A 12205-nucleotide genomic window follows, 5' to 3' on the forward strand; every position below is an offset into this window, starting at 1 on the left:
AATAATAAGGCTGACTTTTGTCGGCCTTTTTGCGTTTTTACAGATTAAAACAATTACATCTTGTAATGGGGTTCAACTTAAATGAATACAAATTTAAAGCATGTTAAGCAAGCAATTCTCATAGCATGCACTCTTTCAATCACCGCAGCATGCAGCGACTCACAAGACAGTACGTCTGGAACAGGATTTAGTGGCGCACAATCAGGCTCTGGGAGTAACAATACTACATTTGATAAACAGCAAATGGTTAATGATTTGGTTGATCACGTTTATTTACCTGCAATTGAAGATGTTTTAGTAAACGCTCAGAATCAACTAGTCGCGGTTGAATCTTATTGTGAAGCGTTACAAACGAATCAAGCAGAAGACCCCACTCTAAAAACGACAGCGCAAGAAGCATGGAAAAACACCATGTACCGCTGGCAACAAGTAGAAATGATGCAAGTTGGCCCTGTGGGTACTGATGAGAGTTATTTGCGAAACCAAATCTACTCATGGCCTGTTGATAGCCAATGCGCCGTTGATTTAGATGTTAGTTATTTTGAAAACGGCAACGTCTCAGGCAGTCCTTACGACATTAAAAACAGAACCGCAAACCGTAAAGGCCTAGACGCCTTGGAGCACTTACTATTTACTGAGTCATTAGCGCATAGCTGTAAAACCGATAGCCTCGGGCCAAAAGGTTGGAATGATAGACCTGAACTTGAACGCAAAGTTGCACGTTGTAAGTTTGCTACCGAAGTTGCATCAGATTTAGTTGCAACTGCTGGTGAGCTAAGTTCAGCTTGGAGTAGTGAAAACGGAAGCAACACTATTATTGATTTTGAAACGAGTTTAAAAACAGCAAATGACTCAAACAGCAATTCTAGTTTTGAGAATATTGATGCTGCTATTAACCATTTAACCGATGGGCTGTTTTATTTAGATACTATTACTAAGGACGCTAAACTAGGTTCGCCGATTGGCCTTATAACAAATAGCTGCGGTACATCAACCTGCCTAAACGATATAGAGTCAAACATTAGCGAGCACTCACTTGCAAATGTACAATCTAACTTAGAAGCCATGCTGTTAATTTTCCAAGGAAGCGACCCTGCGACTCAACTTGCATTTGACGATTACTTGACTGCTGTTGACGCCGAATCATTAGCGAATGAAATGCGTGCCGATATTACCGCTGCTATCGCCGCAATAGAATCTTTTGAGACTGAAGGTAGCTTTGCCGACGCCGTGCAAAATAACCCAGCAAGAGTGCAAGAGCTTTACGCTCAAACTAAAAAAGTCACTGATAATTTAAAGTCTGCCTTTATCGTATTTTTATCACTACAACTGCCAAGCTCATCTGCAGGAGACGCTGATTAATGAAAAATCAAGCTATGAAATCACTGATCACCTTAAGTGTTTTGTCCGCTTTAAGTATTGCCTCTTCTCCAGTTTTGGCTAATCAAAGTGAAACAAATAATGAAGCGCCAAACAGCGCAGAAAAATCAAAAAACATTGAACACATTCAAATAATTGGCCGAGACAACAAGCTGCGTAAAGAGTCTGGTTCTGCCACCTTGCTTGATGAGCTTATTTTAGAAAAGTACGAATATGACGACATCCATCGTGTGTTGGCTAATGTCCCTGGTGTAAATATTCGTCAAGAAGACGGTTACGGATTAAGACCTAACATTGGTTTTAGGGGTGTGACGCCTGAGCGCTCTAAAAAAATTAATATTCTTGAAGACGGCGTATTAATTGGTCCTGCACCCTACTCTGCGCCAGCGGCATATTACTTCCCAACGGTTGCTCGAATGACATCTGTAGAAGTAGTAAAAGGGCCTGCGGCTATAAAATTTGGACCGAATACCGTAGCTGGCACCTTAAATATGACAACGCGTGCTGTACCTGACAGCTTTGAGGGTCAAGTCGAAGTTGGGCTAGGCTCTAACGGTTATAAGAAGCTCCACGGACATGTTGGTAACTCAGTATCGTTAGATAGCGGTAACCTTGGTTTTGTTATTGAAGCCTTGCATACACAAGCTGATGGTTTTAAGGACATCGACTTCGTTGAAAACAGTCTTTTTGAAAAAGATACTGGCTTTGATAAAAATGACGTGATGGCCAAAGTTGTTTTTGATCATCAAATTAGCTTATTTAACACAAACCTTGAGCAGTCTTTTGAGCTTAAGTTAGCCGCCGCAGATGAAGTTTCAAATGAGACTTACATGGGCTTAACGGATACTGACTTTAAAGAGAGTCCATATCGTCGTTACGCTGCTAGCCAAGTGGGCAATATGGATTGGGATCACGAACAAGTCCAATTCACTCATCGCCTATCCAATGATAGCCTTAACGTAACCACGCGTTTGTATAACAATACTTTTGAGCGTGCTTGGCGCAAAGTGAATGGTTTTAATCAAATAGGCAATGGTGCCATTGATCGTACGTTGCAGGAAATTGTTGCCAATCCAAATACAGAAGTTAACCAAAACTACTATCAAGTGCTAACAGGACAAAAAAACTCTGAAGAAATTTATGAGCAAATTGTTGTAGGGACTAATGACCGTTCTTATTATTCAAAGGGTTTACAGAGTGATTTAAAACTATCATTTGAACTGGCCGGTTTTGAAAATCTCATTAGCACTGGAATTCGATTCCATAAAGATAGAATTGATCGCGATCATTTTGAGCAAAACTATCTGATGCTAGATAGTGTGATGACACCAGATCAAATTGGCACCAAATTCACTACCGTTGATTATGAAGAAACAGAAGCCGTGTCTATTTATCTAGCGGATACAATTCAAATTGATGATCTGAATATCACCATAGGCGGGCGCGGTGAAATTATTGACAGCCGTTATCAAAATGAAGCCGAAGGAAAAAATACCGATTGGCAAGAAAAAGAGTCTAAAACTTGGCTTTACAGTGCATCTGCGTTTTACACATTAACCTCTGAACTTGGTATTTTTGGTGGCGTTCATGAAGGTTTTGTACCAACAAGCCCTAAACAAAATGCAGAGATTAAACCTGAGAGTAGTGTGAACTATGAGCTTGGCCTAAGATACAACGATCAAAAGACCCAACTTGAAACCGTTCTATTTTTTAATGATTTCGATAACTTAAAAGAAAGCTGTTCTTTTTCTACCTCTGCTTCTTGTACTAACACAGCTAAGTTGGATCAAGAGTATAACGGTGGAGAGGTTGATGTTACTGGTCTTGAGTTTAACTTACAGCGCCGTGAAACCTTAACTTCTGAATTAGACCTACCATGGTCCGTTACCTATACACGAACACATTCGGAGTTTAAATCTGACTTTGCTTCTGACTTTGAGTTGTGGGGTGATGTAAGCGCTGGTGATTCAGTGCCTTATTTACCAGAAGATCAATTAACGGTTAACTTAGGTTTAGAAAGCAATGACTGGCAACTAAACTTACTAGTTAAATATGTAGGCAGTATGCCGGAAGCGGCTGGTGACAATGTCGCGTTATCTGGTTTAGAAACTGACAGTTATACAGTTATCGATTTATCTGCAAACTATTATATTAATGCCAACCATACGGTTTACTTTAAAGTCGATAATATTACCGACAAAGTTGCGTTAGTTAGTAGGCGACCATTTGGCGCTAGACCAAGTAAACCTCAACAAGCGTTTATTGGTTATAAATATAATTTTTAGTAAGTAATATCTAAAATGCTAATAGAAGTGTTTAATGAATTGAACAACGTTTTGTCACTCTTGTGGCAAGACGCCAACGTTCATTTGCTTAGCCCTAATAAAAGGCTTTATTGGGGTTATTTAGTATCAACATTTGTATTAGTTTTTTTAGTCTACCGCACAGAATACAAAAAAACGGGAGTGTGGAATTGGCGCAAGTCATTTGGTCGGGAAGTGCTTTTTCACCCCTCATCAATTCTAGATAGTAAAATTTGGTTTATAAACCTACTGATAAAAGCATGGATAATCACGCCGCTGCTATTTGCTGTTGCTCCTGTTGCGATTGCAACTCATAAAACCTTAACTGCAGTCTTTGGCGAAATCACTATTGCCGCACCAGAGTGGGTTGTACTTACTAGTTTCACCGCCTTTCTATTTGTATTAGATGACCTCACACGATTCCTTTTACATGCACTAATGCACAAGGTTCCGTTTTTATGGCGTTTCCATAGGCTACACCACAGTGCTGAAGTGATGACTCCTTTAACCGTTTATCGGACTCATCCTATAGAAAGCTTTTTATATGCCTCACGACTTTTATTAGTTAACGCAATCACAATAGGTTTAGGCGTGTACTTATTTAAATCGAAATTGAGTTTTTACGATATTGCAGGTGCGAATGTTGCGGTATTTATATTTAACATGCTTGGTGCAAATTTAAGACATTCTCAAGTTTGGTTATGTTGGAATAAACGGATAGAAAAATGGTTTATTTCACCTGCTCAGCATCAAATACATCATAGTCAGGCAACGCCTCATATCGATAAGAACTTTGGCACTGCATTGGCTATATGGGATCGCATGGCGGGTACTTTAATTACTAGCAATACCACAACACAAGACCTTACATTTGGTGTGAAGGGCACAAAGTTACGAAGTGTTATGCAAGCTTATTTAAGCCCTTTTGATAGAGACTAACCCCTTCCTTTAGACCCTTTCCTTTAAACACTTATCTTGTAACAAAATATAACGCTACTTGAATCTTTCGCTAAATACCTTATATATAAAATAATCATAAGGATAGTTAGGGCTTAAACATGTTTAAAAAATTATTAGCAAGTGTCGGTATTGGTAGCGCAAAAGTGGATACGTTCATTTTATCTGAGCAACTTAATCCAGGAAGTGAATGCAACTTAAGGATTGTTATTCAGGCAAGTGATTCCGTTGAGCAAGATATTAATGGCTTAGAGTTAGCGCTATGCACCAGTGCTAAGTCGGAAAAGGACTTGGGCGATAGCGAAATTAAAGTTAACGAGACTGTTATTTTAAGTCGTTGGGCGATGACTCCACAGGAACTCGGTCTAAGTAATTCAATTTTAGAGGCTGGCCAAACAATAGAATATGATCTGACTATTTCTCTTCATCCGGAAACCCCAGTTACCGCTGTTGCCAACAGCCTGTCTAAAGTTTGGATCGCCACAGGGCTGGATATTGATAAAGGTTTAGATAGTTCAGATAAGGATTATTTAGACATTCACCCTACCTCTTTTCAAAAACACGCTGTAGAAGCCATGTACGAGCTAGGCTATAAAATCTTAAAAGTGGATGTTGAAAAGGGCTACCTACGTGGTAACGGGTTTCAGTCGAGCGTTAACTGCTACCAAGAGTTTGAATTTAAACGTCAAGCTGGGCTATTTTCAAGTAGCGAAGCCGAGCTTAGTTTTGTAAACCTAGATGGTGCTGTAGGTATCTTAGTTGAGAAAGATAGATTCCTAGGTGGTGATGCCTACTTTAGTGAAATTTTGCCAAATAGTGCTAATTATCAACAAATAAAATCTAAATTGGAGCAATGGCTCTAATTTGAAATTCAGTATATACCAATATTAAACAAAGGCTTACTAACTGGTAGGCCTTTTTCTTATATAAAGTTTTGTGCATTTTATCTACATACGGTACATTAGATTCGAAAGGAATAATAATAATAAAACTTACGTAGTTAGGTAGTAAAATATGCGCTTTATAAACCAATCTATTGCTCGTCAATTGGTCTTTTGGACCGTTCTTCCATTATTTATTTTGTCTATAATTGTTGGTACAAACCATGTTTTCAGTGTCAAAGAAGATACTGTTAAGCGGGTTGAATCCGGCATTGGCAACATCGTAGAAAGTAATGCAATGGAAATAAAAAGCTTCTTCGAAGCCAAAGGCCAAGTTATTCATAGTGTTTTTGCTAGTCCTCAAGTGTTGGACTGGTTTAGCAATTATAATGATCGCGGTGGCGACTTAAGCTCTGACGAAGAACATCGAGAGATTACCCGATACTTTAAGTATTTTTCTGACCAAGACCCTACGATAAAAAGCATCTTTTTTGGTTCAGGCAATACCTTTGAATACTTTGACCTCGAAGGTCGACACAACGATTTAAATTACTACACAAGCAAGCGCCCTTGGTGGGGTGAAGCTCAACAAAAAGGCTCACTGTACGTTTCTGATCCTGCCATCGATGCCAATGATGGTTCTATTAGCGCCACCGTAAAAACACCGCTTTATGACAGTAAACGAAAACTTATTGGTATAGCTGGCATGGATATTTTGGTTACAACTATTGGTGAAGAGCTACTAAGCAAAATAAAGTATGAAGGCGAAGGTTTTGCTTTTTTGGTCACCGATGAAGGTAAGCTCGTTTATTTCCCAAGCTTTAGTGAAGACTTTCCTCCAGGCTCACTTATTCAAGATGTAGATGATAATTTTAGAAGTGCGGAAGGCTTTGGTGACTTTTCAAAGCTAGTAACAAAAAGATCAAAAGGTAAGTCGTCTGTTACCTGGAATAACACACCGCATACGGTTTTATATACCTCTATTGAAAGTGACTACCCAAAAATGAGGTGGAGACTTGGCTTTGTAGTACCAGACACTGTCATTGATGAACCTGTAAATGACGCCATTGCTAAAAACACAGCCTGGGTTGTAATAACAATGCTAGTGGTTTGTGCTTTAGTTTATGCAGCAACAAAACCAATTATTAAACCAATTAAAAACCTTGTTTCTGCGATGAAAGACATCTCAAGAGGTGATGGCGATTTAACAAAACGAATTGACGACTCTAGGCACGATGAAATTGGTACATTAGCAGCTGAGTTCAACGGCTTTATCAGCAAAATTCAGTTGTTAGTTAAAGAGTCCATCGAGATTTCACATCACGTGCATGATAGGTCGGCGCAGGTGGAAGAAACTTCAACTGAGATCATAAGACTAGTTGATAAAGAAAAGTCTGAAATTGTTCAAGTGGCAAGTGCTTCGGAAGAGCTGGCGTATACCAGTGAACAAATGGCAAAAAATACGTCCCAAGCGATGACGCACGCCGCACTTGCCGAAGAACAAGTGGTGAATGGAGCTAAAGTCGTTAACAGCGCTATTACCGATATCACAGCCTTGTCTAAAAATGTATTGGGCGCAGCCGATGTGGTAAGAAATCTAAGACAAGACTCAGAGAACGTAGGTGAAGTACTAGATGTTATCCGCACTATCGCAGAACAAACTAACTTACTTGCACTAAATGCGGCCATTGAAGCAGCGAGAGCCGGCGAGCAAGGCAGGGGTTTTGCGGTTGTAGCTGATGAAGTCAGAACATTGGCTAGTCGAACTCAAGAGTCTACCGCCAATATTCAAAATATCATTGAAGGTCTTCGTAGTAGTGCGTCTCAGGCTGAGAGTGTTATGGAAGAAAGTCGTGACTACGCTCAACGAAGCATCAGTCAAACTCAAAAGATTGAAGAGACGTTGCGAGAGATTACCACTGCAATTCATGAGATACAGCAACAAACTGAATCGATCTCTCAGGCTAGTACAGAACAGACTGCAACTGCACATTCCGTATCTAAAAACGTTGGACACTTGAAGTCATTAGCGGATGATTCTGTTACAGAAACCCAAGGCGCTACGGACTCTATTAATGCCATGATTGTTGCGGCAGACCAACTTTCAAGAGTAATGGGGCAATTCAAAGTATAAAAACTAAATATAAAAAACTAATAAGCCAGCCTTGCTGGCTTTTTCTTTAAATTCAATAATCTTCTTTAAATTAAGCAACTTTCTTTAAATTAAGCAAATTCAGTGAGTTAACTTCACACTTGCCATTAAACTCTAGTTTTGTAGAAACACGCTCTCATTATCCTCCTTGATTTGAAAAAACTTAATAGTATTATCAACTTTATTAAATAACTTGCCACACTACGAGTTAAAAGAGAGTTTAGGTGAACCTTGTCCGTTTAGCGTTAATAAGCAGTTTTCTGTGCATATGTTCGCTCAAAGTATCTGCAAGTAACATGTTCAAAAACTTTGAGCATTGTTCTGTGCCATCAAAAGAATGTCTAGCTGAAGCAAATCAGAAAATAGCGCACTCCACACCTTACACTTTACCTTGGTTCAATTTAAAACTTTTACAGATTGAGTCATTAATAAGCATAAAGGAATTTACAGCCGCAGAAAAAGCAATTGCGGCTATAAAAATAGAGAACACGCCTCCGCTATTTTCAAGTTACCTTACGATATATAAAGCTAAGGTTTTAATAGTTAGTGAACGACGCAGCCAAGCACTAAAGTTAATAGAAGAAGCAAAATTAAATCTTATTGAGATTAACAACTCTTTTTATGCCCCACTTCGAAGCATTCGTATCGCTAATCTTTTGTTAGATCTTAAAAGATATGATGAGTCATTGAGTATTCTATTGTCACTAGAGAGGCGTTTTAAAAATAGTAAAGATGATCATTTTAAGTTAGAGCTATATGGCAATCTTGGGCACTTATACAGGCAAACGGGTGATCATCAGCAGTCTTTAGCCGCTTACCTTTCTGCCCTGCCATACGCTAAGGCACTCCGTCATAACCAACAAATAATGGTAATTTATGGGCATATTGGACATGCCTATATCTACTTGGATAATCCGCAGAACGCTGAATTGATGTTTAAAAAAGCGCTAGATTACGCTAATTTAGATGGCCATAATATTTCAGTCACAACATCAAGGTTGCATTTAGCTAATTTCTATTTCAATCAAAAAAACAAACAGAAGACTAAAAAGGTGATGAGTCTTATCAACCCTTCCTACTTAAACGATTATCAAGTTAATACGTGGGATCAATTAACGACTTATATTTCTGAAAAATAGTGGTTTAACTTTGGCTTTAACTTAAGGTTCAGGTTAAAAAAAGCCAGCAGTGATGCTGGCTTTTTATGTTCGAGTAGGTCGACTGTATGACTTAACTATAAATATTAACCAGTTAAGTCATCAAAAAACTTCTTAACACCGTCAAAAAATCCCTGCTCTTTTGGACGGTACTTTGACGTTTTACCTGACATTGTTTCTTCAAACTTTCGTAGTAAGTCTTTTTGTGAGTCATTTAAGTTGACTGGTGTTTCAATCATTACTTTACAAAGTAAATCACCAACCGCACCACCACGAACAGACTTAACACCTTTACCACGCAAGCGGAACATCTTGCCAGTTTGAGTTTCAGATGGCACTTTAAGCTTTGCTCGACCATCAAGTGTTGGAACTTCAATTTCTCCACCTAACGCCGCAGTTGTAAAGCCAATTGGTACTTCACAATATAAGTTGCTGCCGTCGCGAACAAAAATAGGGTGGTCTTTTACATGTACTTGAACAAACAGGTCACCCGCTGGTGCACTATTTGCTCCCGCTTCACCTTCACCCGCCAATCGGATTCTGTCACCTGTGTCTACACCTGCTGGTATTTTCACAGATAACGTCTTAGTCTTTTCAACTCGACCTTGACCATGACAGCTATTACAAGGGTCAGAAATAATTTGACCTTGACCATGACACGTTGGACATGGCTGTTGTACAGCAAAAAAGCCCTGACGCATTTGAACTTGACCAGCTCCGTGACAAGTACCACAGGTTTTTGGCTTAGATCCAGCTTTTGCACCTGAACCATCACATGGTTTACAAGAAACCCAAGTAGGCACCTTTATCTCAAGCTCTTTGCCACGTACTGCGTCTTCTAAACTCATTTCTAAGTTATATCGCAGGTCCGAACCACGTTGCTGACGTTGACCGCCACCGCCTCTGCGACCACCACCGAAGATGTCACCAAAAACGTCGCCAAATACATCTGAAAAGTCGCCATGACCGCCGCCGAAACCGCCGCCTCCGCCATGACCGTGTTCAAACGCAGCATGACCATGCTGGTCGTATTTATGACGCTTATCTTCGTCGGAAAGAATCTCGTAAGCTTCTTTCACTTCTTTGAATTTAACTTCTAAGTCTTTATCACCAGCGGTACGGTCTGGGTGATACTTCATCGCTAGGCGCTTGTACGCTTTTTTGATGTCACGCTCTGATGCGCTCTTGTCGACACCTAGAACTTCATAATAATCGCGTTTAGACATAATAAAAAAAGTACCTTGTTATTTTAATTACTTCGCTTTTTATCACTTTGGTTTATTTAAAAACTAAGATAAAAAAGGCAAGAAATTAAACGTAAATTAACCATATTTAAGTAACAAACATGGGCGTATAAAACGCCCATGTTAATTTTTCAAACTTTACAAAGTGTTAACGATTATTTTTTATCGTCGTTCACTTCTTCAAACTCAGCATCAACAACATCGTCGTCTGCAGCGTTTGTTGCTTGTTCAGCACCTTCAGCGCCGGCACCACCTTGAGCTTGGGCTTTTGCTTGCGCAATTTCCATCAGCTTTTGAGATGCTTCCATTAACGCTTGAGACTTAGCTTCAATCTCATCTTTTGTGCCTGACTTAGATGCATCTTTAAGCTCATTAATCGCTTTTTCGATAGCATCTTTATCTTCAGCTGGAAGGTCGTCGCCTGCTTCAGTCACTTGCTTTTCAGTTGCGTGAGCTAATGCATCAGCTTGGTTACGTGCTTGTGCTAATTCTTCAAACTTCTTATCTTCTTCAGCATTCGCTTCTGCATCACGTACCATTGCATCAATCTCATCATCTGATAAGCCTGAAGATGCTTGGATAGTGATCTTTTGCTCTTTCCCTGTATCTTTGTCTTTAGCAGATACATGCAAGATACCGTCGGCATCAACATCAAATGTTACTTCGATTTGTGGTGCGCCACGTTGAGCTGGACGAATACCTTCTAGGTTAAACTGACCAAGCGATTTGTTGCTTGATGCTTGCTTACGCTCACCTTGAAGAACATGAATTGTTACCGCTGACTGATTGTCTTCTGCTGTAGAGAACGTTTGCGATTGCTTAGTAGGAATCGTAGTGTTCTTTTCAATTACAGAAGTCATCACTCCGCCCATTGTCTCAATACCTAGAGATAATGGAGTAACGTCTAGTAGTAATACGTCTTTAACATCACCAGAAAGAACACCACCTTGAATTGCTGCACCAATTGCTACCGCTTCATCAGGGTTAACGTCTTTACGAGGCTCTTTACCGAAGAACTCAGTAACAGCCGCTTGAACTTTAGGCATACGTGTTTGACCACCAACTAAGATGATGTCATGTACGTCGCTTACTGATAAGTCCGCATCTTTAAGCGCCATTTTTAACGGCTCTAACGTTGCTTGGATCATATCTTCAACAAGAGACTCTAGCTTCGCACGAGTAATCTTGATGTTCATGTGCTTAGGACCTGAAGCATCCGCTGTCACATATGGTAAGTTAACTTCCGTTTGTTGCGCTGAAGATAATTCAATTTTAGCTTTTTCAGCGGCTTCTTTAACACGCTGCATTGCTAGCGGGTCGTTTTTAAGATTTACGCCTTGATCTTTGTTGAACTCTTCTACTAAGTAGTTGATCACACGGTTATCAAAGTCTTCACCACCTAAGTGTGTGTCACCGTTTGTCGCTAATACTTCAAACGTTTGCTCGCCATCTACTTCATCAATTTCGATGATTGAGATATCGAATGTACCGCCACCTAAGTCGTAAACAGCTACAACGTTGTCGCTTCCTTTTCTACCAACACCGTATGCTAATGCAGCTGCAGTTGGTTCGTTGATAATACGTTTTACGTCTAGACCAGCAATACGACCAGCGTCTTTTGTTGCTTGACGTTGTGAGTCATTGAAGTAAGCAGGAACGGTAATTACAGCACCCGTTACTTTTTCGCCTAGGAAGTCTTCCGCTGTCTTTTTCATTTTCTTAAGAACTTCAGCTGACACCTGAGGTGCCGCCATTTTTTCGCCCTTAACTTCAACCCATGCATCACCATTGTCAGCTTTAACAATGCTAAATGGCATGATGTCGATATCACGTTGAACTTCTTTGTCTTCAAAACGACGACCAATTAAACGCTTGATAGCGAATAGTGTGTTTTGAGGATTTGTTACCGCTTGGCGCTTAGCTGGTTGACCAACTAAGATTTCGCCTTCGTCTGTGTATGCAATAATAGAAGGAGTTGTGCGATCGCCTTCCGCGTTTTCAATTACACGAGGCTTGTCACCATCTAAAACAGCAACACAAGAGTTTGTTGTACCTAAATCGATACCAATGATTCTACCCATGAGATTTACTCCGAAAACAACTTATTAAAAGGGGTTAAATTAATTCTTGC

The 12205-nt window shown here is 39.9% G+C and carries 8 protein-coding genes; 6 read left to right on the forward strand and 2 right to left on the reverse strand.

All coding sequences use genetic code 11. The features are described from left to right. The first annotated feature begins 81 nt into the window (after positions 1-81). From GNP35_RS10730 to GNP35_RS10755, 6 genes are all read left to right on the forward strand, one after another. Entirely contained in the window at positions 82-1362 is a 1281-nt protein-coding gene (locus GNP35_RS10730) for an imelysin family protein (protein ID WP_155696120.1), read from the forward strand. Beyond that, positions 1362-3665, forward strand: a complete 2304-nt coding sequence (locus GNP35_RS10735; protein WP_230961419.1) for a TonB-dependent receptor family protein — start codon at positions 1362-1364, stop codon at positions 3663-3665. Before GNP35_RS10730 ends, GNP35_RS10735 begins: the two co-directional genes overlap by 1 nt. Before the next feature lie 15 nt (positions 3666-3680). Beyond that, positions 3681-4622: a sterol desaturase family protein gene (locus GNP35_RS10740; protein ID WP_155696121.1), complete on the forward strand. Its 942-nt coding sequence runs from the start codon at positions 3681-3683 to the stop codon at positions 4620-4622. Positions 4623-4741: 119 nt separating this feature from the next. Continuing rightward, the gene (locus tag GNP35_RS10745) at positions 4742-5503 is read left to right on the forward strand and encodes a sporulation protein (RefSeq protein ID WP_155696122.1); all 762 of its coding nucleotides are present in this window, start codon (positions 4742-4744) and stop codon (positions 5501-5503) included. Between the two features lie 151 nt (positions 5504-5654). Next, entirely contained in the window at positions 5655-7655 is a 2001-nt protein-coding gene (locus tag GNP35_RS10750; RefSeq protein ID WP_155696123.1) for a methyl-accepting chemotaxis protein, read from the forward strand. A gap of 314 nt (positions 7656-7969) precedes the next feature. Further along, on the forward strand, positions 7970-8812 hold the full coding sequence (locus tag GNP35_RS10755; protein WP_155696124.1) for a tetratricopeptide repeat protein: 843 nt from the start codon (positions 7970-7972) through the stop codon (positions 8810-8812). Between the two features lie 104 nt (positions 8813-8916). On the opposite strand, the gene dnaJ is transcribed toward GNP35_RS10755, so the two are convergent. Both dnaJ and dnaK read right to left on the reverse strand, forming a co-directional pair. Continuing rightward, complete coding sequence (gene dnaJ, locus GNP35_RS10760) at positions 8917-10056, reverse strand: molecular chaperone DnaJ (protein ID WP_155696125.1); 1140 nt, start codon at positions 10054-10056, stop codon at positions 8917-8919. Positions 10057-10229: 173 nt separating this feature from the next. Further along, on the reverse strand, positions 10230-12155 hold the full coding sequence (gene dnaK / locus GNP35_RS10765; RefSeq protein ID WP_155696126.1) for a molecular chaperone DnaK: 1926 nt from the start codon (positions 12153-12155) through the stop codon (positions 10230-10232). Between the last annotated feature and the right edge of the window lie 50 nt (positions 12156-12205).

The sequence above is a fragment of the Psychrosphaera haliotis genome, assembly GCF_009728465.1.
Lineage (GTDB): Bacteria > Pseudomonadota > Gammaproteobacteria > Enterobacterales > Alteromonadaceae > Psychrosphaera > Psychrosphaera haliotis.

Excerpts from the sequence above, each read along its gene's own strand:
- GNP35_RS10730 (WP_155696120.1), top strand. The coding sequence starts at position 82 with ATGAATACAAATTTAAAGCATGTTAAGCAAGCAATTCTCATAGCATGC.
- GNP35_RS10740 (WP_155696121.1), top strand. The coding sequence starts at position 3,681 with ATGCTAATAGAAGTGTTTAATGAATTGAACAACGTTTTGTCACTCTTG.
- dnaJ (WP_155696125.1), bottom strand. The coding sequence starts at position 10,056 with ATGTCTAAACGCGATTATTATGAAGTTCTAGGTGTCGACAAGAGCGCA.
- GNP35_RS10755 (WP_155696124.1), top strand. The coding sequence starts at position 7,970 with ATGTTCAAAAACTTTGAGCATTGTTCTGTGCCATCAAAAGAATGTCTA.
- dnaK (WP_155696126.1), bottom strand. The coding sequence starts at position 12,155 with ATGGGTAGAATCATTGGTATCGATTTAGGTACAACAAACTCTTGTGTT.
- GNP35_RS10735 (WP_230961419.1), top strand. The coding sequence starts at position 1,362 with ATGAAAAATCAAGCTATGAAATCACTGATCACCTTAAGTGTTTTGTCC.
- GNP35_RS10745 (WP_155696122.1), top strand. The coding sequence starts at position 4,742 with ATGTTTAAAAAATTATTAGCAAGTGTCGGTATTGGTAGCGCAAAAGTG.
- GNP35_RS10750 (WP_155696123.1), top strand. The coding sequence starts at position 5,655 with ATGCGCTTTATAAACCAATCTATTGCTCGTCAATTGGTCTTTTGGACC.